Origin of the sequence: Dyadobacter diqingensis (assembly GCF_024220585.1) — a bacterium.
GTDB lineage: Bacteria > Bacteroidota > Bacteroidia > Cytophagales > Spirosomataceae > Dyadobacter > Dyadobacter diqingensis.
In genome coordinates, this window is sequence record NZ_JAMXKF010000003.1 from 545125 (window position 1) to 569877 (window position 24753).

Consider the following 24753-nt stretch of genomic DNA (forward strand, 5'->3'; position numbering starts at 1 on the left):
CAAGTTACGATTTTATTGGCTTAATGCTCCTTTTGAACGTTATCTATCTAATGTTCGTCTATTGAATTTTCTTTTTTCTTGGATGCTGGCGTGTATCAAAAACGGCAAGTAAAACAATCTGATTTTTATGGATTTTATATAACAGAAGGTTATGTTTTGTAATTACTGCTTCCCGAATTGAACTACCGGAAGAAACGCTGCGGAATGTATGAGGATGTCTTGTAATTTGATCGATGATCTTCTCCGTCTTTATGATAAAATCTCTTACGAAAGCATCCGTCCAGTTTTCTTGCAGATAATAAATTACGTCATGAAAGTTCTCTAATGCCTTCGGCGACCAGAAAATGTCTAAAGCCATTTCTTATAGGTTTCTCTCGCTTGTGCATGTTGGATGCCTTGCCCCATATCTATTTGTTTTACAGATTCTTTTACATCCGTAATAACTTTGTCTGGGAGGTCCCCCCATTCTTCGGAGTCAAAACTTTCAAATACAGATTTTATCGCATCAATGATGTTTTTATCTTCCGTATCCAGCAGCCTTTTAGCCAGTTCTATTTTTTCAGCCTGAATATCCATAGTATCAAATTTACGTTTAATAGATGAAGAATAAGCTAAGATTATTGAATAAATTTAACATCAATCGCCTGTGAATTCTCCCAGCTGACCATGGCGTTAAACAAACGGATATGGCTGAAATTCTGTATATCATTTTCTGAAATAGCGGTTTCTTCAATAATCCCCGAATCCAGTAAAAATGCTCTTTGTGTTCCCGGGAGCAATGGTGTGATTGGTGTGTACCATTTGCCGTTTTGCTGAAAGGCAACGTTGCAAAAATTGGTATCGGTCACCATGCCGTTTTTGATGATCAGAATTTCGTCAGCGTCCTTTCTTTGCTCATAAAGAAAATTGAGATTACTACGGTCATTGTATTTGTAGGCATAATCCACAGTATCATCATAAACCTTCTGTATTTTCGAAATGGTCCGGGGATGATAAGGTTCCCATTTGATATTATCTACATGCTCAGCATAGGCCAACCGGCATTTGTGAGGTTGCTCCGTAACAAAATCCGGAATTGTAATTAATTCTGAAAGTTTCCATACATCACCAAAGCCGTAAAAATCTCTTCGGGTTTTATTCAGCCGGTTTTCGTGGTATGAAAGATTAAGCAACTGGCGATTCTGAACACAGATCGTCTCAAAGCACAGGGGCTGCGACATGGGCGAAGGGTAAATAAACTTTGTCAATTAATTCCTGATATTCACTTTGCGCATCACTTTTGGCTGTAATCCCGCCACCGCTTTTGAAAACAAGTTTTCCATCCTGATTTTCAATATACCGGATCATCACCGCGCTTTCGAAGTTTTCTCCATCAAAATAACCCATTACGCCCGTATAATATCCGCGCTCATAACCCTCCGCTTCCCGGATGATTTGCAGGGTACTGGGTTTGGGCGCACCGCTTATGGAACCGGCAGGGAGTAATTTGAGCAACAAATCACCAAATTCTCCATTAAAATTATCCGGTAATATTCCGGCAATTTCTGAACTGACCTGTAACAATGTTTTTTGATTGGTTTTAACCGGTTCGATATATCGATAACGTTCCACCCACACCTTGTCTGCTACGATACTGATGTCGTTTCTGATTAAATCGACGATTGTCGCATGCTCGGCTGCTTCTTTTGGATCCGAAAGAATTACTTTTTCGGCATTGGGGAAAGAGGCGTCGATGGTGCCTTTCATCGGGAAAGATGAGATTCGTTTTCCATTAATTTTTATGAAAATCTCCGGAGAAAAACAGACGAACTGGTCTTTCAGCCAAAAACGATAAGGTGCATTGCTGAACCGGAAAATATCTTTTAACCCAAGATTGGTTTCAATCGGTGTTGGAACTGAAAGGTTTACTAAAAAGGAATTGCCCGCGCAGAGATTCCTGACAACATGCGCGAATTTTTTTTGGTAAACTTCAAATGAAACAGGATCCTTATGAAAGTAAAAATCGGGCAAAGTATCGGCTGCTACGTCAGATTTTGCATTACGGAATCCGTTGAAATCAAATAATATCTCAGAAGGATTTATCTGATCCAGCCGCCAGGCGACCGGTTTTTGCGCTAGAAAGTCAATAAGAAAGACAAACGGAATTTTCCGCTTCCCCCAGTCATTGAGGCATTCTGAGAAATTTTGACTTACGTTTATCAATGGGAAATGAAATGATTGACCACTGCTTTTTAACAGTCAGCCAAATTACAAAGTTCAGAAACCAATGTTTTAAATTAACAGTTAAGACTGAACAGTCAGAATACGTAAAATAGTGAAGTATTTACTGAATTTGTGTCTTAATTTTGACTATTCCCTATAACCAAGAGGCTTTTGAAGCTTAAACATCAGATTTAGTTAAAAAGAATTATGCATATACATGACGTTATCATCATCGGCGGCGGCCCTTGCGGACTGGCAATGGCCATTGAAGCGACTAAAAATGGCCTTGATCATTTAATCCTTGAAAAGGGAAATATAACAGAATCCATACGGAGGTATCCGAGAAGAATGCGTTTTTTCTCAACGGCTGAAAACATTGAAATCGGAGGCATCCCGTTTGCCATTTCGGAAGTAAAAGCAAACAGGAATGAAGCGCTTCAATATTACAGGAAAGTGGCCGGATATTATGATCTGAATTTTAAACTTTTTGTGGATGTAACACGCACGGAAAAGCAGGAGGATGGTACTTTCTTTGTATATGCCAGCGATGGGCAGGTCTTTCAATCCCGTAATGTGGTGCTGGCAACCGGGTATTTTGATGTGCCGCGTATGTTGAATGTGCCGGGTGAAGATCTGCCGCACGTTTCTCATTATTACGACGAACCATTTCAATATTCCTACACCAATGTTGTTTTGGTAGGAGGTTCTAATTCTTCCGTTGAGGCAGCGCTGGAATTATACCGGCATGATGCTCATGTTACGATCGTACACAAGGAAGCTGATTTTAGAACAAAGGTGAAATACTGGCTTGTGCCGGACGTGAAAAACCGTGTGAAGGAAGGCAAAATCCATACAAGATTTAATAGTGTCACAAAAGCGATAGAGCCAGGACGAATCCAGATCGAAAACACGGAAACAGGTGAAACCGAATGGATACCTGCTGATTTTGTGTTTTTATTGGTGGGTTATTTACCGGATGAACATTTGCTTTTCCGCTGCGGCGTAGCACTTGATCCGGTAACGAAAGTACCGACCTTTGATCCTGATACCTTTGAAACCAATATTCCGGGACTGTATTTATGCGGTACCGTCATGGCTGGTGTTTTTACTGAAAAGATCTTCATCGAAAACGGCCGTGAACATGCCGCAGCCATAGCCGATCATCTGATGGGAAGAGAAGTCAGGAAGGTGAAGGAGTTGATTGACAGGATATAGATTTCAATGATTACGAATGCACTGGTGTCTACGCACATTAGTGCATTCGTCATGTATCAATCCCTTTCAGAATGCTTTTTGAGGAGAATTTTGGATTTGTTTGATCAGCTCCATCATTTTCTTTAATTCATCCTTGATGATTTCTTTTTCATCTCCTAATAACACCGTGTATCGCCGAAGGTTATGCACCGTTTCTTTTAATTCTTCAATTTCCGTTTCACGAGCGGATGTCACATTTACGGTTTTTCCTGTCAGAAAGGACATAAATTCAACAGGACCAATGTCAAAAGCTTCTGCCAGTTTTATATAGTTTATTAGAGAAGGCGATGACTTGTCATGTTCCCAGGATAAGTAAGTGCTTAGCCCGACACCTGTTTTTTCTGCAACAGTACGTGTAGATAAATGCTTCTTATCCCGCAATTTTCTTAATAAAGTTCCTATTTCCATGGCTAATGTTGTGGTAGTACGTGTATAGACCAAATAATAATGCTTGTGTGAAAATTTCTGTGTTTTATCGGAATATTTAAAAGCTGATTACAATTTAAAACGGACCTGTTTTATTTAAGTATTTGATTATTATGAATTGAGCTTTGTGAACAAATACTGCGTTTTATACAACAAATAGATTAATCGTTATCTATTCATTTCTTTCCCCATACATAGTAAGAGCGAAAAATATTCCATTTGCCCTCTTCTAATGGAAGAAAAATAATAATATTTTTTCGATGAATTATTCAAATACCTGACAGGTAGGTTGTTATATAAGTTTATCGAGGCGTTATTTTGGAAACATCTTCGGCCATCCATTTGTATTTTCCATTTACACGGTCTACAAATCCCGTCCGTAGGCTCGGTCGTTTTAAACTTGTATCTGCGCTGGTGTGAGGATAGCACTTGTATTGAACGTCTTATGAAAACTCCTAATTTTTTAAAATTATTTATCCTGTGGTTACAAACAAAAACTGATCGGTTTTTCAGTGCAGATTGATCGGCTTTTCAATGGTACTTTGTTTGTGTGAAATATACTTTTACGAAGGTGGGTGTTTGGCTATGAAAAGGACAATTTGGGGTGGGGCAAAAGCTTCATAGAAACCAATGCGCAATCGCGGGAACCTAACTACACTTTCAAACATCAGGAAGATGCAATAAACAATGGCCGTTGAACTATTAGTTAACAACAGTTATATAATTCGATAGATGAATTTCTCCGTTAGTATGTTTTATTCCCTTCTTAGTTTGATGATATTCTCTTTTTCGATGGAAGAAAAAAGGAGTAACATAACGATCACTTGTTATGAATGTGCGGGAATGGATATTTCCGTTTCTGGTACCCACTTCTTACGGAATCTACCTAAGGAAATTTATCGCGCATCCTTTGCGTCGTCTGGCATAGCGCATATTCAGCTAACTAACTCTGATACACTACATGTATTTTTAAGGATAGGAGAAAAAGATAATCCTGGCATAGTGGCTACACCATTATACATAGAGCCGGGAATGAATCTGGATCTTGTTTACCATAACGGAGACCTGACATTTAAAGGAGATTTGGGGTTGGTGAATTCCTACTACTACAAACTATTGAAGGTCAGTTTAGAAAGCGGTGACTATATAGATCTCAATAGTCGAAAATACAGTCAATTTTCTGACAAAGAAAAGGAGTCTTACCTGGCCGGCATAAGATTATTCGGAGAAGAGCTAAATCAAATGATAAAGGAGGATCAATCGCTCTCCGATTATTATAAACAGTTATTAATCAGCCATAATTCTATTTCAGAAATAACCCAGCGCTTGCGTGTGGATTCTGATAAGTATTTGGTTAAAAGGAGATTGAAAGTAAATGATGTTACGCCGGATCCTATCTCGTCGGATGTTTTTAGTGAGGTTATTATAGACCCCAATTTACTACAATCGTCGTACTACGTTTTTTGGGTAAGACATAATCTAGGTCTAAAAATTGATGACATTTGGGAATACTACGATGAAAATAAAGATAAAATAAAAACAAGCAGGTATGAATACATTAAGTATGTGATTAAGAGAAATCCGAACTTAGTAAGGTTTCAGGAGCTGATTTTAGCTTTGAGTATAACGCATATATCGCATTGGGATGGGGTTAGATACGATGATTTACTGGAATTGACAGCGTCTTTTGAAGATGACTACCCACACTCAAAGTACTTGCCAGAGTTACACGAGATCCTCGCTGATCATGACACGTTAAGAAACGGGATGCCGATGAAGGATTTTGCCATGCATGATGTCAGTGGAAAGGAATTCAGGCTTTCCAGCCTGAAGGGGAATATTATATACATTGATGTATGGGCGACATGGTGCGGGCCTTGTAGGGAAGAGCTTAAATATTCTATAAAACTATCAAAAAAGTACGCTAATCGAACGGATTTGAAGTTTTTATACGTTTCTGTGGATAAAAATCGGGAATTATGGAGGAATTTTCTGACGAAAAATTTGTCTTTAAAGGGAACACACGGAATTCAATCTCCTGGAAACATGCCATTTGATTCAAGCAGCATTATGAGCTTGTACAAAATTGATGGAATCCCGAGATATATCCTTATTGGTAAGGACGGAAATATAGTGGATTATGATGCAGCACGTCCTTCCAGATTGTTAACCAACAACTATTTGGATTCTCTTTTAACGAATTGATCTGGCTGAGATTATACCTAAATTCTCTTATTTTAAATCTTTCATACATACTCTCTAACTTCCTTGGCTGGTCTTTGGATATATCCCATATCGTTAGCTCTTCCAAAGACAAACCATAGCCAGGCTTGTTCTTTAGAAGAGTTAGTAAAAGCGTTGATATATTATTTTCACAGGTTTGGCTGATGGATACCAGAAAGATTATTCCTCCCGCACAAAAACCAATTTCCGTTTTTTCTTCTTCATCGATACCTTCTCAATTTTTGCAATGAGGCCTTTACCGCCTACGGCATAGCCAACATTTCCTGCAAAACTTACGGCATGAAAAGGCTCATTCCCGATGGTCTGCCATGATTTGCCTTGCTGGGTTGAGGAGCTGCTTCCGGATGGTCCCACCGCCACCAGCGCGAAATCGTCCTTACGAAGCTGCGAATCTCCGTTCCAGGTTGAGTAACGTTTGTGATATAATGCAACTGATTCTTTCAATCCCAGGGGTTTCGTGCTTGCACCAAATTTCCAGGTTACACCTCCATCTTCTGTCAGCAATACGTTTTTGGTTGAGTCGCTGGTGTTTTTGTAATCTCCGCCTACGGCAATACCATTCTTTTTCGACCAGAAATGAAGGCCAAAAATACCGCTTGTCGGGCCGGCAGGCATAGGCGTTTCCGAAACTTGCCAGTGCTGCCCCAAATCGTCGGACCGGAAAACGCGCGCCATTTTTCCTCCGCCGGTACCAATGAACGCTTTGTCTTTTCCAACGGCTAAAATGGAAGTTCCGCTTGCGGCAAAACAAGCTTCTCCCGGTTGTGCTTCCGGCCGGTTTTCCATAGGCAATTCTTTCCAGCTTTTTCCTCCATCCTCGGTCGTGAGGATAAACAATCTGCCATTTATTGGGTCGCCAAGGCATATTCCCTGACTTTTATTCCAGAAATCGATACCATCCAGAAATACCCCGTTTTGTGTAGTTTGGTACACAAGATTCCAGCTTTCTCCGCCATTGTCGGTACGATAAATTTTCCCTTTTCCAAGTTCAGCCGGTCCCGCGCTCATCGCGATAGCTGTCTCTTTTCCGAAAGCATGAATATCCCGGAAATCAAGAGAATCGGCTCCGGGAATTTTAAATGTAGACCAGCTTTTTCCGCCATTTGTTGTCCGTAAAACAGTGCCATTGGAGCCTCCGATCCAGCATATGGTAGGTGTAACCGTATGTACGCCACGCATATTTATTTTTGTTTGCACATCCAGAATGTCCCACTGAGCAGACGCGGAAGTTGCTGATAAAAGCGAAACTGTAATAAAATACAGAAGAAATGTACGGATTTGAATAAAAAGGGCGTTAATTAGTTTCTTTGGCACGGTATTTTGCTAAATTTGGTTAACTATCTATTTTACATCACACAAAATAAGAATTTGGTATGAACAAGAATCAAAAATTTCTGATCGGAACGGTAGGTGCTTTGCTTACAGGCGTTGCCATTGGTTTATTAGTTGCTCCGAAAAAAGGGAAAGATACACGTAAGCTGATTAAAAGTAAAGCAAATGATATTGGTAGTACCGTTAAAACCAAAGCAAGTGATTTAGGTGGTACAGCCAAAGATACGTATGAAAAAAGTCTTGAAGAGTTAACTGTACTTGCTGACAGACTTAAAGAAGGCTTTTTGAAAAATGTTAATTCTGTAAAAGGCAAAGCCGAGTCAGTGGCTGATAACGTCAACGAAAAAGTAAGGAGTGTAGTTAACAATGGTTAATTACTGCCAAAATATATGAAGCCGGTTCCGTAAGGAGCCGGCTTTTTTTCTGTCTGATTATTAATTGCCGATGGAGCTGAAGATCTGGTTTATGAGTTCATTTACCTCTTTGCTGAAATCCTTCTCTTTTCCCGGCAACACGCCTTCGCCACCACCTTTCCAGACCAGCTTGTTTGTAGAAGGATCTACCAAATCAATCAGCAATGTCCCGGTCTTATACCTTCCGACCTCAACCTCTTTGCTTTTCCAGGAATAACGTCTTTGTCCCATGTATAACGGGCGGCCGTCGTTTTGAAAATTTGTTTGCCGTGTCTGGATTTCTTCTTTGACTGAGATCGCGATATTGATTTTCAAAGCGGGGTCTTGCGCCTCGTTTAGCCCTTTTTCTTCCAGATTTCTGGAAATGGCGTCTTTTATAATTGTTATGTTTTTGCCAAAAGTCGCAGAAACGGTATCCCCTTTTGCCTCGATATCATAAAAACCAAAGGTAGGGTAGTCGGCCAATCGGAAGTTATTTTCTTTTTCTGGTTTAAGGATTTTATAACTTGAAGAACAGCCTGTAAGCGTGATTAAAATTAGGATGAAGAGAATTGAAGTTTTCATTGTTGAGAGGTATTAATAGTAAATACGTTCCCAAAAGTTAATAATTAAACTGTGCTTAATCAAATTTAAAGATGTCGGGTGGTAACTATCTCAGTACCAATAGGGCAAGAAGTGATAAGCCAGAAATGAAAAACCATAACGAAACACCCTGAATAAAGGGTTTAACCCCCACAGATCTAATGCTGTCGATATTCAATCCTGCGCCGATCAGGAACATGGTGAGGACTAATAATTTCTTTGATGCAAAAATAATATGGGTGTATACTGAATGATAATCAGTGAAATAACTGCTGACCACCATAGCGACAATGAATAAGCCGATAAAATAGGGGAACTGTATTTTCGCGCCGTTGCGGTTCAGCAGCATGGTAATTAACGACAAGGGAATGATCCACAAGGCTCTTTCCAGTTTGATGGTGGTTGCTGTTTGTAATGCTTCCTCTCCATATTTGGCTGCTGCTCCGACGACAGAGCTGGTATCGTGAATTGCGATGGCGCTCCATATCCCGAATTCATGCTGTGTCATTTCAAAAAGATTTCCCAGAATTGGAAAAATAAATAATGCGAGCGAGTTTAGGACAAACACAACGCCCAGCGCCGTACTGATCTGTTTTTCATTGGCTTTGACCAGTGGAGAAAGTGCCGCAATCGCACTGCCACCACAAATAGCTGTCCCGGATGTGATTAAAAAAGAGCTTTTTATTTCAACACCTAATCTTTTTCCTAACCACAATCCGCCCAGTAAAGTGATCACGATTGACGCCAATGTAAATACAAAACCTTCTTTTCCCGCCTCGAGCGCATGTGATAAATTCATCCCGAATCCCAGCCCTACAACCGAAGTTTTTAATAACCACTGGGCTATTTTATGGTTTTTCTGCGCAAAAGGATGCCCAAAAGCCTGCGTAGCGATAAACCCCAGCAACAGTGCCACCGGAGCGTCTGCAAAAGGAAGTAGACAGGCAACAAACAACAAGCCGAAAGAGATCTGGCGGAATTTGAGAGATAGAGGACGATGTAACGTTTCCATTAGTTCCTGTGCTTAATTGATAAGCAAAAGTAACCAGCGGAAATGATGTTAATAAATCAAAAAAGGTGTGGTTTAATAACCAATAGTTATCGTTTTAAGGATGCAAACCGGATGAAAAGCTTCGATAAAGGTGATGGCTGGCCCTGTCTGTGCACAAATGAAAATGTGCGGGTGATATCCATTCCATCCACATCGATGATGCATAACCGGTCGTCAGTCAGGTCCTGCTGTACGCTGTAAACAGATAAGAAAGCAAAGGTGTCTGAGCAAAACAGATAATTTTTAATGCTTTCGGTGCTGCCAAGCTGTATGTGGATATTCAGCTGCTTTGAGCTTACACCTGTTGTCTGCAAGTATTCTTCAATAATGTCAGAAGTTCCGGAACCGCTTTCACGTGTCAGCAAGGGTAGTTTTAATAATTCCTTTGCTGTAATCGTCCGTTTTTTTAAAAGCCGGTTTTTAGGGCTACACACCAGCACAATTTCGTCTTTTACGAAGGGTGAATATTTTAAATCAGTATTATGGGTTGTGCCTTCCACCAAACCAAGTTCGATTTTTTTATCCACAAGCATTTGTTCAATAACCAGCGAATTGGCCATCGTCAGCTCGATTTTTATTTCCGGGAATCGTTGCTGGAAGTGAGCGAGATAGGAGGGAATCACATATTGCGCAATGGTGGTGCTGGCTCCAATATGTAATTCTCCATCTGTTTTATTTTGTAACAAATTAAGATCAAAATCGAGCTTTTGGTATTGCTCAAAAATCAAATGAGCATGTTGCAAAAGTACCTCTCCTGATCTTGTAAGCACAATCCGTTTTTTTGCCCTGTCAAAAAGCGTCGTATTGTACTGCTGTTCCAGTTCTTTGATATGCTTGGTTACTGCTGGCTGGCTTATACTTAATTGTTCCGCCGCTCGGTTGAAATTGAGGGTCTGGGCTACGGTATAAAAAACTTTCAGTCGGAAATCAAGCATATGTCAAAATCAAAATTACTTACCCGATCACGCTGCCAAGCTCTTTTGCAGCGGCCATGCTTATTCCTTTGTAGAAAATATATTCGTTCATGATCGCATTTTCGTCCTCTTCCGTCGTCGCTTTTTTCAGGTCTTCCATGCATATCTTCATCTTTTCTTCAATGAAGGCCTTTTTCAAACGAAGGATATTAATAAAACTGCTTTTATCAAGCACATCAATTTCTGACGGGACGTAGATTTCGAACTTTTCAGTCCATAAAGAGCTTAACTCGTACTTGCTCGTCAGCCAGCTGATGGTCAGGTCACGAATTTCAGACTCATGGTGGTTTTGGAAATAATCCGTTTGTAAAACAATTTGCCGGCCAAAATTTTCGCGGAATAACGTCAGCAGGTGGTGAAAAACCGGATCTTTAAAGTCGATTCCCTGAATTTCTCCCAAAACATAGGCACAAACCGAAATCGTTGGTTCCAGTTCATTGGCTCCATACAACACCAAAAGACGGATAAATGCCTCTTCCTGATAGTAAAGTTTTGTTCGCTGGGTTTGCTCATCCGTTTCCTCAGGCGCAGCAGGTGACTCCGATTCGAAGAAATCCGGAGGCGGACCGTCATCTGAAAATGGGATATCCTGAGGTCCCTGCGGTGCAAAATTGCCCGGTCTGTTTCCTCTTTCCTGTGGTTTTGGCTGCGTATGAAGCTTTCTGAGCAGTTTATTTCCTTCTGAAATAAGCATCTGCTCATCCACTTTCATCATTTCAGATGTACGGTGGAAAAATACCTGACGTTTGATTGCGTCCGGAATTTTGATAATGCTGTTTACTACCTCGCCAATAACCGCTGCCAATCGGAACGGATCATTGCCGGCATCTTGCAATAATGTCTCGGTTTTGAAAGTAATGAAGTCACGCGAAGCCTTTTTGAGGTATTCTTTAAAGGCCTCGGCACCAACGCGTCTTACATAACTGTCAGGGTCTTCACCGTCAGGAAACAAAACGATGCTGACATTCAGGCCCTCTTCCAACACCAGGTCCAGGCCTCGTAAAGCCGCTTTGATACCTGCCATATCCCCATCATACAAAATGGTGATATTTGGTGTGAATCGGCCGATCAGGCGTATCTGTTCGGTCGTCAGTGATGTTCCGGAAGAAGCTACAACGTTTTCAATACCAGCCTGATGTAGTGAGACTACATCAGTATATCCTTCAACCAGATAACAGGCTTCGAGTTGACGGATCGCGTTCTTAGCCTGGTAAATCCCGTAAAGGATATCGCTTTTATGATATACTTCGGTTTCCGGTGAGTTAAGGTATTTCGGTTGTGATTTATCAGTTTTTAAAATCCTTGCACCAAAAGCGATTACCTTACCTGCGACGTTGTGGATCGGGAATATTACACGGCCACGGAACCGGTCATAACCGGCCGTCTGGCTACCTTCTTTATGAATTAATAACCCTGCTTTGGATAAAATATCAGCCGTATAGCCTTTTTGGAGGGCTTCTTTGGTAAGCGCGTCCCAGGTATCGGTGCTGTATCCGAGTTCAAATTTTTTCTGAATATCACTCGTGAAACCTCTTTCACGGAAATAGCTGATACCGACCGATTGGCCTTCATCTGTTTCGTGAAGCTGCTGCTGATAAAAGTTTTTGGCAAAATTCAGGATGATATATAAGCTGTCCCTCGTATTTTGCCGTAAAGCCTCCTCGTCCGTAACCTCTTCTTCCTGAATTTCTATCTGATATTTATTTGCCAGATACCGGAGTGCTTCTCCGTATCCGACACCATCGATATCCATCACGAATTTGATGGCATCACCAGCCGCCCCGCAACCAAAACACTTGAAGATCTGGCGAACAGGATTGACATTAAACGACGGTGATTTTTCATTGTGAAAAGGGCAACAGGCTGAATAATTAGCCCCTTTCTTTTTAAGAGACACAAAATCCCCTACCACTTCCACAATGTCAGCGGTTTGTTTGATCCTATCGACCGTTTCGGGATTAATGCGCATTCCTTTGGATTCTAAATTTTAAAATATTGCCGGTTTTACTCGGCACGCTCATGAAGTTTCACCGGACTTTTCGAATTCTTGTCAAGCTTCATATTCAGCAATTCAACGATAAACGAAAATGCCATCGCGAAATAGGCATATCCTTTCGGTATTTCGTAGTGGAAAGCCTCGGCGACCAACAGCGTACCAATCATCAACAAAAAAGAGAGCGCTAAAATTTTAATTGATGGGTGATTATTTACAAAATCGCCGATTTTAGCCGCGAAAGCAATCATAATAAAGGTTGATAAAATGACTGCAAGGATCATAATCGGGATTTCTTTGACCAATCCGACAGCAGTTAACACCGAATCAAATGAAAAAATAATATTCAATAGTGAGATTTGCACCAATGCACTGCCGAAAGTTAAGGAAGCTTTACCAGTGGCAGTGTTTTCAGCGGAAGGAATGTGTTCGGTTTCGCCTTCCAATTTGTGGTGAATTTCTTTGGTAGAGCTATATAAAAGAAACAAACCTCCCAAAAGTAAAATAATATCTCTGCCGCTAAGTCCATGCCCGAAGATCGTCAAAAGGTCTTCTTTTAAGCCAATAACCCATGAAATACCAAAAAGAAGGGCGATTCTAAGCAATAATGCAATCAGTAAACCATTGTTTTGAGCTTTTTTTCGTTGAGAAACAGGAAGTTTTCCTGCAACTATAGTAATGAAAATGATGTTATCAATTCCAAGTACCACTTCCAATAGTGTAAGTGTTAACAAACTGATTAGTGCGTCCGTTGTAAAAAGTGATTCCATAGATTTGAAATGGTGAGTTTATTTATGCGAATGTAAGAAGGTGTTGAAGTTTATTTTTTATTAGCAATAAAGTATTTTTGTATCTCGTTAAGCTTTTAATTGATAAATTGATTGTTTTCGGGGTAATATAAATAAAATCATAATCGAAAGTTTTTTTCTGATAACATAAATGTGTTATTTTGTGCTTTCAAATGAGATATATTCAAAGAATTAAGACTTGATATAAAAGACATTAAAAATATAGTGTGTGTATAGTGTGAAACAGGGCATGAAAATTTTTTCATGTCTTTGTTTTTTTTAGACGGTTCTGAAATTACTCCTTAATGTATTGCAGACCACGGGGCAGCAGCCAGATGGTTATCGTATATAGAAAAAATATTTGCCCCGGAATCAGGTTGTATTCCACCCAATTGACCAAAAGCGTGGGTATAAAAAGGAGCATGTAAATTTTTATCCAGTTTACGCTTCGTGCTTTTCGTAAAAGAAGAATACTCTTTCCCAACATAAAAATCAATAATCCGGTACCGATCAGTCCCGTTTCTGCCAGCAATCCTATAAAAGTGTTATGCGCCGACAGTCCGTCTGTTTTGGTTTTGTTACTTTTTGAAATATGCTGAACAGCAGACAATCCTTCACCTAAAACCGGTTTGTTATAAAATTTATCCAGATAAGTATTCCAGATTTTTTGCCGTTCAAGATATGAGGTTTCTTTTCGGTCTTTTACCCAGCCAAACATTCTCTCAATCCGGTATTTGGAATAAGAATCCGGAAGCGCATCAATCAGATTTTTTCCTGTCGACGAATTCAGAAATGAGAAAGAGGAGATTACGATAAGGCTGATTAAGATGATATGAGGAATGCGTGGCGGAATAAAAAGTAAAACCGAGGTTAAAATAAGTACAAAAAGCGGACTGCGCCTTGCCGAGAAATAAACGGCGATCAGAGAAATGACGAAAATGCAGATATAATATGCGGTCTTAATGAGGCTCTCCGTGGTAAATCTCATTTTAATCAAGGCAATGATGCCCATGATAAGGGTCGGGTAAGCCCAGAAGGTATTAGAGGAAAACAAGATATTGGACATAATTATTCCTGGTGCCAGGAATAACATGCTGGCTATATCCAGGATTATGATCACGAAATTACCTATCCATAATACATTTAGTATTCTTAAAATAAATTCTGCGCGGGTATCAGAAATGAATGCTGTTATCGAAATAAATAGCAGAACCGCACAAAGTGAAAAGAAAGACCAGGTGCCGTAGAGCAGATAACTTGATGTATCAAAACTGAGAATCGACGATAACAACCAGCTGAGACCGACGGCGAGAACGTCAACATTATCTCTTAATATTTTTGATGTGAGCCTTAAGTTGAAGGATATGCAATACCAAAAGATCCAGACAGGAATAATAAACCTGACATTGGGTATGAATCGGAGCACTGACGAGGTTGTTTCAACGCCATGTAGCGTGTACCTGAAAAATGAGTAATTACCGATTGTCAGAAAGGAAAAAAGGACAATTGGAAAAGTTACATTTCTGCTGATTTTTTGAATTACGATTTCTTTTGCTGTAAACACCTTACGAGATTGTTATATTCGGTGGTGATCTGATAATGACTTTCAGGGACATTCCGGATTGAAGTGCTGGCGGACTCAAGGTAATCCCGGCTGAGGTAGTATGACAGATAGCTGATAACCTGATCTTCATCGTTCATATCAATTTCCAATGCGATGTTTCCAAGCTGCCGGGCTTTATCGGCGTCCGATGTTCCTTTTTGAAGAATCATCGGTTTTTTGAAAAACAGACTTTCATAAAACCGGTTGGTCCGGGCGTAACGATGATTCCCGGTTTCATTTTTTGAAAAAGGATAAGCAGCCCAGATAATATCTGCCTCACTATAAATGGCTTCTAAACTTTCCGGAACCTGATATGGTCCATGGTAAAAGATGTTTCCCGACTTCCTTATTTTTTCTTCAAAATGACTTGTTTCAGGCATAAAAATGCCTCTAATAATAATTTCAAATTGATTCTTTATTGCCAGTGAAATCAGGCAACTGAGTGAATTTGGACAGCGTAGAACACCAAAGTAGCCAATCCTGATCTTACGATTCAAGTCAATTAGAGGATGTGTAGAGGAGTCTTTGAGCACCTGATCCGAATGGATTTTATTTTCAATAACGAGATAATTCTTAATGTATATTTTTCTGAGCCTGGTAAAATATTCCGAGATAAAGTCAGGTGAAGTGACCACAAGCTGGTCAATATGAGGGATGATTATTTTTTCTATTTTCCTGATTAGCTTCCCGGCAAAATTATTTGAGAAAAAGATCTCACGAATATCGGGAATCTCATAAATGACCGTAGTTTTTTGCCTTGAAATTGTTTTGTAAATCAGTATCGTGAGGGCTAAGTCGAAGCCGTAAACATAGAGGTAGTCATTGTAGGGTGCATTTTTCCATAATTGAACAAAAAGCCGTAAGTATATTCTGAATCGTTTTGTGTAGTTAGCATGGGCAACCTTGCCAAGCTTAATCGGTGTGACAGCTGCTTGAACGGGATAGTAATTTCTATAAACCGCGAGACAAGTGATCACAAATCCTGCTTGTGCCAGACCCCTCAGCCTCGTTTGCTGATGTGCATCAGCCCAGTTGTTGGAAATGAATAACATCTTCATAAGCCATAAATTTTAGCAATAGCCAGAAAACGATTTAGGACTGCCGTCTGGGAAAAGTTTTGAACCGCGAATTCATAGCCATTTTTTTGCTTTACTAACCTTTCTGACGGATTTTGAATAACATACCGGATGATGCTGGCCAACTCATCGGGTTTTTCAGGATTAACCATCCAACCGTTTTTTCCCTGATTGAGGACTTCGGGAATACCGCCAACATTTGTTGAGACAACGGACAAGCCATTGATCAGTGCTTCGATATTGGCAACTCCAAATGCCTCCTGGCGTGATGGCACAATAAACAGGTCGTTTTGCTGCATCAGATTCCTGACCATGGATTGGGAGGCAGGACCTATCAAATGGATGTTGACGTTGGAGAATTTGTTGTGATGGAGAATTTTTTCCTTGAACTGTAAGTCCGGCCCAACGATTTGTAATTCGAAGTTGTATTCTGGTAACAAACCAAGTGCAGTAATCAGATCGAATAAACCGCCTCGCATGAAATCAGATTTTATAAAAAGCACGCTGATCGAAGATTTGAAATCGAGACGGCTAAAATCAGGTGCACCGTGAACAGTCACACCTTTGTACAAAAGGTGCAGTTTAGAGGGAGCTGGTTTGTATTCTTTTAGTACCAATTTCTGCAAATAGCAGGAGTTTACGATGATACCTTCCATGAATCGGCAGGCCAGGTTTTCCATAAAGCGGAAGATATAATGTCGAAACCATTTCCTGGATAATTGAAAATTATGCACTGAAACGAGAATGCTGTTGTCATCATTGATCATTCCTAAAACGGGCGTTTTTAGTTGTATTGCAGACCAAATTCCTGTAATGGCGTTATTGAAAATGACCAGATCAAAAGGAAACGATCGCTGGATTTTCAGGCAGGCCTGATAGTAGGGGAACATTCGATAAATAAATCCCCATGGTTTGGTCAAACGGTTTAATGTTAAACGCAGGCGGAATATGTGATCTTGATCCGGGTGCAGGGAGTCAATGGAAATATCTTCCGTCAGGATCCGGATTTCGGCATCGGTATTTAATCGGTTTATTTCCAATAAATAGCTGGCAAATTTCGCCGGTCCGTTTACCACATTTTCAAATGTATTGGTGCAGAAAAGTATTTTCATTTTCTCAGGATTTGGACATTTGAAATAATTTCAGAAGATCAGGATAATTTGCTGCGTCAGCGGTTTGAAAATTTCTGGTACCAATGGCTGATAAATTCATTTTTTGTGCCAGCAATAGGCAATTTGTCAACTGTTCAGGTCTTTCAAACAGCAAGGCATCCTGATGAGGAAGCAGATCTGTCATTGCTTTCGTTTTCAGTGTAATGACGGGTTTCGAGAAGGACAGGGCAAGGTCAACAGAACCTGAGTGATCAATTCTGGTAAAGGGAAGCACTGCAACGTCGGCCGCGTTGAAATAATACTGAACATCCTCCTCAGCTATGAACCGGTTGTGCCAGATTATACTTGCATGGTTGTCAGTCAGTTGCTGTAACTCCGAGATATATTCGTGATCGAGACTTGCTCCTGCCAAAATCAGATAACTGTCTGATTTTGTTATGGAAATAAAGGAACGAATCAGATTTTCAAGGCCTTTGTAAGGTTCAATCCTGCCAAAAAACAAGTAAAGAAATGCTGACTTATCAATACCCAGCCTTGCTCTGCTTTGGACCTGGTCGGTGAGATTGGTATAATGGTGATGAAACGGAATGTCCCGGATAACATAAATTCGATGTGGCTCTAAACTGAATTCACTGGTAATTTCATTCTTGAGGGCTTCCGAATACACCCGTATCCGACAACAATTCCGTAAGAAAAACCGGTATATCCAACGTTCGGCCAGGAGCCACTTTTGGTTGTGATTTTGAATATTGTGTACTGTATGCACGATAGGGAGCCTTTTTATGTAAATCAGATAACAGATTTCAAAACAAAAAATCAGTGACTTGACACAACTGCCCGGCAGATTTTTGCCAATAATAAAACCATGAATCCAGTCGAAATAAATGATGTCCGGTTCAGAATTCCGTACTGCGGCATAGATGCTGAATAGTTGCTTTTTCCTGCCCAGAGACACCACAAATCCGTGTGTGCTCAGATATTTTATCATCTGATATTGAAACGGATTTTTAGGACCGGCATCCGGTAAAACCAAAATTTTTGTCAGATAAGTGTGTGCCAAAAGTCTTAGCGGGTTATATGATTTTCGTATTGATTAAATACCTGAGTCCTTCAAGCTCATATCCGTAGCGGATTCGGCCTACGTAATGTTTACAAATACTGGTTTCTGGATTTTTCTCAAAATTTACGTCATAGCCGTTGGGGAAATGCCCGGCATCGGACATACCTGCCAGCATGGCAAAAAGTGTTTGTTCTAGCCTGTAATCATTAAAAAATGGTTTTAAGAATGAATCTGTTAACCAGGATTCTATCAAATTAAAGTCAAAGTCATTTTTATTCATCACCCACAATCCCGAATTGATGCGGACCGGGAGATTTATGCCATATTCGTTCGCAAGTTTATGCCGGCTTATCACATAGGCGTCGGCGATATCCCGGTTGAAAAAATTTGCTTTGGAATCCGTTTTCAGTTCCTGCATATATTCCAACGGATATTTGAAAAACAGCACATCTGCATCCAGATAACCAATGCGATCATTTTTTGCCCAAAGCACAATGTCGGTCAGTTTTGAAACCAGGATATTCTCACTGCGCAATCTGAGTAGGTTGGGGTAGGCCGAAAGTTTTTCTGTCACGATCGTATCGGCATCAGATCTTCGGATAAACGTTGAGCCGGGCAGATATTTATGAAATAGGCTTTCAATGTGATTGTCCAGAGAGCCATCGTCATGCAAGATGAAAATGTGACCTTTTTTGCCCAGGTGATTTAAAATCATGGCAGAAATAATTGCCATTTCATAGTCCCGCCTGCATACCAGCAGATGCATAGATGGTTGCTGTTTGTCCGTAATTTCATAAACCGGAAGTCGCGCCATCGCTTGTTTTCTCATGCGTTGCCGGAAAAATTTGCGCGTTTCATTTAACAGGCGCAGCATGATTCGACCGCTGATATTTTCAGCAGAAACAAGAGGAATCAGGGGTGAGTTGATGAGTTTCATCTGCGTTTGATGTTTTCAGTGAATAGCGTTATCAGCTTTTCAGTCAGTGTCTGAAACGATTCCAATGGCATATCCTGACTTATTTTCTCGTTTGTATATCCCGCATCTGTCGTCTGAGAAAGCCTGTGTATTACCTCTCTCAAATCTTTTCTGCTTTTGACTACATTGTATCCGCGCCCGTCATTCAGATATCGGTCGTTTTGATACTGATGGACAAATCCGTACAACAGCGGATCTTTTTTGGGATCAACAAAGTCAATGAGAAAGGACGGCGTTTTGAAATAAGCTGCTTCATAACCGAGCGTTGTGCCAAAATGCAGGAAAGCTTCGGCATGTTCGATTCTCAGGAGCTTGTCATTTGCCAAATCGCTCGGTTTGGTAATGCTCGTATCAAGGACGACATTGTTCAACTTCAATAACTTACCATAAATTGTGCGGTTGTTTTGAAAAGGATATGGCCTGGTCACCAGTTTCCATTCCGGTACGACATCATGCAAATCTTTGGCAATTTGTTCACAATAGTCAACTTCCTGGCTTGTCAATTTGTCGTAACCCGTCGCACAACCCAGGTATATGTAGCGAAAATCATAGAGGGAAGGGGACTCGCGTTTCGATTGAAAATAATCATGGATATAGGCAAATTGTGTGGCACCCCAAACATATATCCGGTTCGGATTGATGTTTTGAAGTTGGATGAGATCTGTTTTGATTCCTTCATGCCAAACAAGATAATTAGTCCGTTTTGAAAAAGTTTTCATTTTACACGGGTGATCCCAGCTGTATACATACGTCCAAACCGGTTTATCCTGAGCAAGAATTTGGGCAAAAAGCCAGTCATGATATATTTCGGTACAACATAGAAAAACTTCAATGTCCGGATGAATTCTGTTACGTGCTTTTATAAACGTCAGCCCATATAGATAATGATCATAGTGTATGATTCCCGGTAGTATTTTGCTGATTTTGAGTAATGCCGACTGAATTGTTTTTTGCCATTTTTGGTGTGTCGGATTAAGTAGTTTGATGTGCTCGGTCATGTAATAATTGTAATGACTGGCAGGTATTTTCCCCAACATCAGATACAGATATTGCCAGAATAAACAGAGCAATTTTTGATATCGGCTAAAAACTGCGATGGGGACAATAGTTATGTTGCCATTGACAAACTGACTCACTTTTTGTATTTCCGGCTCACGGATATACACCACAATTTCGTGCTCCTGACTTAATCTGTCGAGGATTTCACGAATATCGCTGCGGGTATCCAGATACTGGGCCAGAACTCCTATTTTCATGATCTACTTTTATCGGAAATTGAAAAACAGCACTTTGTATAAACATTGATAACCGGCTCTTTTCAGCGGATTATTTATAATGATTTGCCAGGCGAATGTGAGCGCTTCTTTCAATTGCCCGTTTCGTTTTGCGCGATAGGCAAGGTGTCTTTCGAGAAAATTTGGCTCGACGTTTTTCTTTGTTTCAATTAATGCGTTGAGGAAATCGCGAAGTTGTTTTTCATAAGCCGGTGATAAAAGGTCTATGCCTTTTTCGCGGCGACATTGAGATATGAAACAGATATATTCCCAAAAGAAATAGTTAAAAATACCCTCCCTTTTGATGGCATTCGACATCGACTCATTGTGCTGACGGTAATAATAGAGGTACTCGTCACAATTCATAAACCGATATTGTTCTGAGACCCTGAAAAGCCAGTCGATATCCTGTGCCCTTGTTACAAACTTTAGATCACGAAAAGGTATTTTGGTCACATGCTTACGCATGAGTAATGTGCCAAATGTTATTCCGGGGCGGGTGTAATTCGCTAATGAATAGTTTAAGTTGTTGATATTCAGATCTGATATTATTTTTAGCTCTTTTCCGTTTGGATAAAATTTAATCAGATGAGAACCAGCAAGATCGATATCCGGATTTTGGTCAAGTGTATGCACGAGTTTTTCAATGCGATGTGGATCGGAAATGTCATCAGCATCCTGAATCAGAATAAAGGCGCCGGTTGCAGCAGTAAATAATGCGTTCATCGCAGCCGGATAACCGAGATTTTTTTCATGCTTGTAAATTGTAATCCTGATGTCCGATATTTCTTCAATTTTTGCTAACGTCTGGTCTGTCGAGCCATCATCGAGGATCAGCAACTCGAAATGACCATAGCTTTGTTTTAATATCGAATGGATTGCCTCTTGTACATAATCCACACAATTGAAGGCAGGCATTAAAACCGATATCAAACGTGTCGCGACCATCATTTCATCAGCTTATTCTGTGAATTGGAACATTCATCGGATTAAGGATCAAACCCGTGTTTTTGATTTTTATCACAGACTTACTTACAAGACTGTCTTCAAATGATATACATGCGTCCGTATCAATGTACTGGAAAATATGGCCGTTCTGTGATAAAGAGAGTACCACATGATAGGTCCCGGCGGCATACATAATTTCATCTTCAAAGAAGACAGCCTCAAAATTGCCATGGTCAAAATGCGCCGGATTGGACGAAATCGTTCTTACCGGAATATTTTCAGTCGTTACGATCCCTATGGATATGGTCAGATTTGACACCGGATGCATTACCTTAAATCCTACCTTCATTTGCCAAGGTTCGGCAACCAAAAAATTACAGGTCGGACGGCTTTTTGCGTCCTCAATTTTTAAAGAGAGTAATGAAGCCGCATGAATATTATCGATTTTAAAATAGAATTTATTTTGTCGGAGCATCAGGTTATTAAGATAAGAATCGACAACCTGTGCCGAATTTCCTTCCAGATGAACCCGGCCGTTTTGTAATAATATAGCTCTGGAACACAGCGCTTTAACCGAAGCCATGCTGTGACTGACAAAAATGACGGTGCGGCCTTGATTATGACTTACTTCCTTCATTTTTCCGAGACATTTTTTCTGAAATTCTAAATCTCCAACGGCCAGTACCTCATCAATAATTAATATTTCAGGTTCAAGATGGGCTGCCACGGCGAACGCGAGCCGTACATACATACCCGATGAGTATCGCTTAACGGGCGTGTCAATAAATCTTTCTACTGCCGAAAAGGTAATGATTTCATCGAGCTTGCTGCGGATTTCATCTTTTCGCATACCGAGAATCGCGCCGTTAAGGAATATGTTTTCGCGACCTGTCAGATCCGGATGAAAGCCGGTCCCGACTTCAAGCAGGGACGCAATGCGGCCCTTTATTCTGATTCTGCCATTTGTGGGTTTGGTGATGCGCGACAAAATTTTCAACAAGGTAGATTTTCCCGCGCCGTTGCCACCGATAATCCCCAAAACTTCTCCTTGTTTTACTTCCATCGAAATATCTTGTAAAGCCTTGAAATATTTCGGAGGATTAGGCTGGATCGTTTTATTTTGACCCGAATATCCTTTTTGAAAAGACGATTTCCACCATTCAGCCAGATCTCTCGACAGGTTCCCGGTTGAGGTTTTACCTGTTTTGTAAAATTTAGAAATTCCTTCAATTTGAATAACGGTCCGCGACATTTTTCGATGATTTAAAGAAATTTATATGAAAACCCATTAGACATTTACCGCATATCCAACGTCACATCAGACACTGTTTTCTTTTATCAAACTGTATCCACAAATGTCTTTTCGACCCGGTTGAAAATGAGAATACTGAAGAATAAATTGAGCATTGTAAACACGACAGAATATCCCAGGACGGAGCAGGAAAAATAGCCATGGCCGGTGAAACCGTATTTGAAGGCTTCAATAATAATCGCGACGGGATTTAAAAATAATAACCACTGGTATTTTTCGCTGACGATTTGCAGCGGATACACAACCGGCGTTGCGTACATGAGCAATTGTATCCCAAACTGGATTAAGAAGCGTAGATCGCGGTATTTCGTCGTTAGGGAGGAGATCAAGATTCCATAACTAAAACCAAGGCCTGACATCACCAGAATATATACGGGAAATAGGAAAAGGGTGTTATTGGGATGGGTTGATACATTGTCATCGTCAAATAGAAAATAGAGCCAAACCAGCAAAAAGAGCGCGAATTGGATAAAAAATTTGATGAGACCGGAAATAACGAGCGAAATGGGTACGGCGAGTCTGGGGAAATATACTTTCCCAAAAAGATTCTGATTGGTGATAAATGTTTCGGAAGTCTTGATGAGCGATTCCTGAAAGTAATTCCAGATGGTAATGCCGGCAAGGTAAAACAGAATCTTCGGTAAGCCTCCTGTCGACAGGTTAGCAATTTTTCCAAAAACGATGATGTACATCGTGGTTGTCAGGATGGGTTGGATAAAAAACCATAGCGGTCCCAGAATCGTCTGTTTGTAGGTGGCGGTGAGATCGCGGCGGACAAATAAGAGGACGAGATCCCGGTATTGCCATAGTTCGCGCCAGTTGATTTCAAATAAGCCGGTCGTGGAAATTATTTCCATGTCCCATTTTTCCTGTTCGTCATTCATTGATCATACCGTTTTGGGATAACCAGGTCTTTAAGATGGCTGCCTGGTGTTTCGTCGTGTGCGTGTTATCGTACCATTTTTTTGCGTTTACAGCGATTCTGAGTTGATCTTGCGGGTTATTGTAAAGTGTTATAATCCGGTCAACAATTGCAGGGAATGAATTTTCCAGCAGACAGTTTTCCTGATGAACCAGACCGTCAATTCCGATCACAGAGGCTCGGTGTGCAACCAGTATTTGTCCATGATTCAGGGCGACAGCATAGCGGGTCCGACTTCCTGTCGGTTGGTCATAGGGTACAATATGGATGTCAAGCGGGCGTAAAACCGAACTGAGATCAGCTACATAACCCGTACAAATGATATTGGGTTGATCAAGCAGCCAGTTCAGCTCCCGATTATTTTTATCCGGATGACCAACGATCACACATTCAAAATTGATCTTATTTTGAAGATGCGGAATAATGTGTATAAGCAAATTTTTAAGTCCGATCCGGTTTGCTGTCGACTGTGGAGAGCCGAAATGAACTATTCTTATCGGTTGATTAGCAGCCGGATTTTGAGGAAATGCGACCGGCATAATCGGGTATAGGGTCGGGATATATAATGTGGACGATTTTTTGTTGATGGTTAACATTTCATCTAATTCATTTATTGCCCCTCCAACGATGTAATTTCCTTTTCTTTTGATCGCGTCTTTTTGAATCCATTGCGAAAGAAATGCCCGGATGCGATCTTTCCGGAGTTGTCTTCTGATGAGGATCAGTTTCCATAAGAAATCGTGGTGGCTGTAAATTATTTTTCCTTTGAAACGGTGTAAAAGACTGACCAACAAAAAAGGTTGAAGATGTTCTGCCCAAATAATATCCGGCTTGATATCATTTACGATGTTTTGAATTGCTGAAAGGTTTCTTTGGGTAATGGAATGAAATAGCAAAGCGTAAATGGAAAATCTTCCGGGTTTGAAAAAAACCTTCAACACCGATTTGTAAAACGATGCCGGTGTTGATACGGGTGAGAAGTCAGCATGAATCACGATGAGCCGCCTGTCATCTAAATCGGGAATTTCTATTTTGGCAGATTCAGCAGAAGGGAAACAAACGATGTAAACACACAAGGTTTCAATCTCATTTAACAGAGCCAGATGACTCGTTTTAAATGAAGATGCTCCGGAATGATTAAAACTAAAAGGAGACCCATCCGAGATAAAGAGAACTTTTTGCATCGTTTTTACACATTAAATGATGGCGAT

24 protein-coding genes are annotated in these 24753 nt (G+C 40.5%); 3 read left to right on the plus strand and 21 right to left on the minus strand.

The genetic code is table 11. The annotated features are described in order from the left end of the window. Positions 1-58: 58 nt before the first annotated feature. From M1L62_RS11485 to M1L62_RS11500, 4 genes are read right to left on the minus strand one after another with little or no spacing between them, the layout of a single operon-like run. Positions 59-358, minus strand: a complete 300-nt coding sequence (locus tag M1L62_RS11485) for a type II toxin-antitoxin system RelE/ParE family toxin (protein WP_254413175.1) — start codon at positions 356-358, stop codon at positions 59-61. Continuing rightward, positions 349-576 carry a hypothetical protein gene (locus tag M1L62_RS11490; protein WP_254413176.1) on the minus strand — a complete coding sequence of 76 codons (228 nt, stop codon included), beginning with the start codon at positions 574-576 and terminating at the stop codon, positions 349-351. The genes M1L62_RS11485 and M1L62_RS11490 overlap by 10 nt, the downstream gene beginning before the upstream one ends. Before the next feature lie 41 nt (positions 577-617). Further along, entirely contained in the window at positions 618-1220 is a 603-nt protein-coding gene (locus M1L62_RS11495) for an aminotransferase class IV (RefSeq protein ID WP_254413177.1), read from the minus strand. Continuing rightward, positions 1198-2202, minus strand: a complete 1005-nt coding sequence (locus M1L62_RS11500; RefSeq protein ID WP_254413178.1) for an aminodeoxychorismate synthase component I — start codon at positions 2200-2202, stop codon at positions 1198-1200. Before M1L62_RS11500 ends, M1L62_RS11495 begins: the two co-directional genes overlap by 23 nt. Positions 2203-2409: 207 nt before the next feature. Between M1L62_RS11500 and M1L62_RS11505 the strand changes: the two genes are divergently transcribed. After that, on the plus strand, positions 2410-3417 hold the full coding sequence (locus M1L62_RS11505; protein WP_254413179.1) for a YpdA family putative bacillithiol disulfide reductase: 1008 nt from the start codon (positions 2410-2412) through the stop codon (positions 3415-3417). A 66-nt stretch (positions 3418-3483) separates the two neighbouring features. Here M1L62_RS11505 and M1L62_RS11510 read toward each other — a convergent pair whose 3' ends face one another. After that, complete coding sequence (locus M1L62_RS11510; RefSeq protein ID WP_254413180.1) at positions 3484-3864, minus strand: helix-turn-helix domain-containing protein; 381 nt, start codon at positions 3862-3864, stop codon at positions 3484-3486. Between the two features lie 810 nt (positions 3865-4674). On the opposite strand from M1L62_RS11510, the gene M1L62_RS11515 reads away from it, so the two are divergent. Next, complete coding sequence (locus M1L62_RS11515; RefSeq protein ID WP_254413181.1) at positions 4675-6087, plus strand: TlpA family protein disulfide reductase; 1413 nt, start codon at positions 4675-4677, stop codon at positions 6085-6087. A 198-nt stretch (positions 6088-6285) separates the two neighbouring features. Here the strand turns inward: M1L62_RS11515 and M1L62_RS11520 are convergent, their stop codons facing one another. Continuing rightward, positions 6286-7440 (minus strand): beta propeller repeat protein, encoded by a 1155-nt coding sequence (locus tag M1L62_RS11520; protein ID WP_254413182.1) that lies wholly within the window; start codon positions 7438-7440, stop codon positions 6286-6288. A 59-nt stretch (positions 7441-7499) separates the two neighbouring features. Between M1L62_RS11520 and M1L62_RS11525 the strand changes: the two genes are divergently transcribed. Next, on the plus strand, positions 7500-7832 hold the full coding sequence (locus tag M1L62_RS11525) for a YtxH domain-containing protein (protein ID WP_254413183.1): 333 nt from the start codon (positions 7500-7502) through the stop codon (positions 7830-7832). Between the two features lie 60 nt (positions 7833-7892). Here M1L62_RS11525 and M1L62_RS11530 read toward each other — a convergent pair whose 3' ends face one another. From M1L62_RS11530 to M1L62_RS11600, 15 genes are all read right to left on the minus strand, one after another. Beyond that, on the minus strand, positions 7893-8435 hold the full coding sequence (locus M1L62_RS11530; protein ID WP_254413184.1) for a DUF4136 domain-containing protein: 543 nt from the start codon (positions 8433-8435) through the stop codon (positions 7893-7895). Positions 8436-8520: 85 nt separating this feature from the next. Then, on the minus strand, positions 8521-9465 hold the full coding sequence (locus M1L62_RS11535; protein WP_254413185.1) for a YeiH family protein: 945 nt from the start codon (positions 9463-9465) through the stop codon (positions 8521-8523). Positions 9466-9551: 86 nt separating this feature from the next. After that, positions 9552-10439 carry a LysR family transcriptional regulator gene (locus M1L62_RS11540; RefSeq protein WP_254413186.1) on the minus strand — a complete coding sequence of 296 codons (888 nt, stop codon included), beginning with the start codon at positions 10437-10439 and terminating at the stop codon, positions 9552-9554. Between the two features lie 19 nt (positions 10440-10458). After that, positions 10459-12447: a DNA primase gene (dnaG, locus tag M1L62_RS11545; protein ID WP_254413187.1), complete on the minus strand. Its 1989-nt coding sequence runs from the start codon at positions 12445-12447 to the stop codon at positions 10459-10461. A 35-nt stretch (positions 12448-12482) separates the two neighbouring features. Next, positions 12483-13241, minus strand: a complete 759-nt coding sequence (locus tag M1L62_RS11550) for a TerC family protein (protein WP_254413188.1) — start codon at positions 13239-13241, stop codon at positions 12483-12485. A gap of 313 nt (positions 13242-13554) precedes the next feature. Further along, complete coding sequence (locus tag M1L62_RS29565) at positions 13555-14685, minus strand: O-antigen ligase family protein (protein WP_254413189.1); 1131 nt, start codon at positions 14683-14685, stop codon at positions 13555-13557. A gap of 113 nt (positions 14686-14798) precedes the next feature. After that, the gene (locus tag M1L62_RS11560; protein ID WP_254413190.1) at positions 14799-15920 is read right to left on the minus strand and encodes a glycosyltransferase family protein; all 1122 of its coding nucleotides are present in this window, start codon (positions 15918-15920) and stop codon (positions 14799-14801) included. Then, positions 15917-17050 (minus strand): glycosyltransferase family 4 protein, encoded by a 1134-nt coding sequence (locus M1L62_RS11565; RefSeq protein ID WP_254413191.1) that lies wholly within the window; start codon positions 17048-17050, stop codon positions 15917-15919. The genes M1L62_RS11560 and M1L62_RS11565 overlap by 4 nt, the downstream gene beginning before the upstream one ends. Positions 17051-17054: 4 nt before the next feature. Continuing rightward, positions 17055-18110 carry a glycosyltransferase gene (locus tag M1L62_RS11570; protein WP_254413192.1) on the minus strand — a complete coding sequence of 352 codons (1056 nt, stop codon included), beginning with the start codon at positions 18108-18110 and terminating at the stop codon, positions 17055-17057. Between the two features lie 13 nt (positions 18111-18123). Continuing rightward, positions 18124-19047, minus strand: a complete 924-nt coding sequence (locus M1L62_RS11575; protein WP_254413193.1) for a hypothetical protein — start codon at positions 19045-19047, stop codon at positions 18124-18126. Further along, on the minus strand, positions 19044-20342 hold the full coding sequence (locus tag M1L62_RS11580) for a hypothetical protein (RefSeq protein WP_254413194.1): 1299 nt from the start codon (positions 20340-20342) through the stop codon (positions 19044-19046). The genes M1L62_RS11575 and M1L62_RS11580 overlap by 4 nt, the downstream gene beginning before the upstream one ends. 9 nt (positions 20343-20351) lie before the next feature. Next, positions 20352-21311 carry a glycosyltransferase family 2 protein gene (locus M1L62_RS11585; protein ID WP_254413195.1) on the minus strand — a complete coding sequence of 320 codons (960 nt, stop codon included), beginning with the start codon at positions 21309-21311 and terminating at the stop codon, positions 20352-20354. Between the two features lie 4 nt (positions 21312-21315). Beyond that, entirely contained in the window at positions 21316-22560 is a 1245-nt protein-coding gene (locus tag M1L62_RS11590; protein WP_254413196.1) for an ABC transporter ATP-binding protein, read from the minus strand. Positions 22561-22646: 86 nt separating this feature from the next. Next, entirely contained in the window at positions 22647-23504 is an 858-nt protein-coding gene (locus M1L62_RS11595; protein ID WP_254413197.1) for an ABC transporter permease, read from the minus strand. Beyond that, the gene (locus M1L62_RS11600; protein WP_254413198.1) at positions 23497-24726 is read right to left on the minus strand and encodes a glycosyltransferase; all 1230 of its coding nucleotides are present in this window, start codon (positions 24724-24726) and stop codon (positions 23497-23499) included. The genes M1L62_RS11595 and M1L62_RS11600 overlap by 8 nt, the downstream gene beginning before the upstream one ends. Positions 24727-24753: the final 27 nt, after the last annotated feature.

Excerpts from the sequence above, each read along its gene's own strand:
- M1L62_RS11585 (WP_254413195.1), bottom strand. The coding sequence starts at position 21,311 with ATGATGGTCGCGACACGTTTGATATCGGTTTTAATGCCTGCCTTCAAT.
- M1L62_RS11505 (WP_254413179.1), top strand. The coding sequence starts at position 2,410 with ATGCATATACATGACGTTATCATCATCGGCGGCGGCCCTTGCGGACTG.
- M1L62_RS11560 (WP_254413190.1), bottom strand. The coding sequence starts at position 15,920 with ATGAAGATGTTATTCATTTCCAACAACTGGGCTGATGCACATCAGCAA.
- M1L62_RS11540 (WP_254413186.1), bottom strand. The coding sequence starts at position 10,439 with ATGCTTGATTTCCGACTGAAAGTTTTTTATACCGTAGCCCAGACCCTC.
- M1L62_RS11600 (WP_254413198.1), bottom strand. The coding sequence starts at position 24,726 with ATGCAAAAAGTTCTCTTTATCTCGGATGGGTCTCCTTTTAGTTTTAAT.
- M1L62_RS11565 (WP_254413191.1), bottom strand. The coding sequence starts at position 17,050 with ATGAAAATACTTTTCTGCACCAATACATTTGAAAATGTGGTAAACGGA.
- M1L62_RS11510 (WP_254413180.1), bottom strand. The coding sequence starts at position 3,864 with ATGGAAATAGGAACTTTATTAAGAAAATTGCGGGATAAGAAGCATTTA.
- M1L62_RS11490 (WP_254413176.1), bottom strand. The coding sequence starts at position 576 with ATGGATATTCAGGCTGAAAAAATAGAACTGGCTAAAAGGCTGCTGGAT.
- M1L62_RS11590 (WP_254413196.1), bottom strand. The coding sequence starts at position 22,560 with ATGTCGCGGACCGTTATTCAAATTGAAGGAATTTCTAAATTTTACAAA.
- M1L62_RS11550 (WP_254413188.1), bottom strand. The coding sequence starts at position 13,241 with ATGGAATCACTTTTTACAACGGACGCACTAATCAGTTTGTTAACACTT.
- M1L62_RS11525 (WP_254413183.1), top strand. The coding sequence starts at position 7,500 with ATGAACAAGAATCAAAAATTTCTGATCGGAACGGTAGGTGCTTTGCTT.
- M1L62_RS11580 (WP_254413194.1), bottom strand. The coding sequence starts at position 20,342 with ATGAAAATAGGAGTTCTGGCCCAGTATCTGGATACCCGCAGCGATATT.
- M1L62_RS11515 (WP_254413181.1), top strand. The coding sequence starts at position 4,675 with ATGGAAGAAAAAAGGAGTAACATAACGATCACTTGTTATGAATGTGCG.
- M1L62_RS11535 (WP_254413185.1), bottom strand. The coding sequence starts at position 9,465 with ATGGAAACGTTACATCGTCCTCTATCTCTCAAATTCCGCCAGATCTCT.
- M1L62_RS11595 (WP_254413197.1), bottom strand. The coding sequence starts at position 23,504 with ATGAATGACGAACAGGAAAAATGGGACATGGAAATAATTTCCACGACC.
- M1L62_RS11485 (WP_254413175.1), bottom strand. The coding sequence starts at position 358 with ATGGCTTTAGACATTTTCTGGTCGCCGAAGGCATTAGAGAACTTTCAT.
- M1L62_RS11495 (WP_254413177.1), bottom strand. The coding sequence starts at position 1,220 with ATGTCGCAGCCCCTGTGCTTTGAGACGATCTGTGTTCAGAATCGCCAG.
- dnaG (WP_254413187.1), bottom strand. The coding sequence starts at position 12,447 with ATGCGCATTAATCCCGAAACGGTCGATAGGATCAAACAAACCGCTGAC.
- M1L62_RS11575 (WP_254413193.1), bottom strand. The coding sequence starts at position 19,047 with ATGAAACTCATCAACTCACCCCTGATTCCTCTTGTTTCTGCTGAAAAT.
- M1L62_RS11530 (WP_254413184.1), bottom strand. The coding sequence starts at position 8,435 with ATGAAAACTTCAATTCTCTTCATCCTAATTTTAATCACGCTTACAGGC.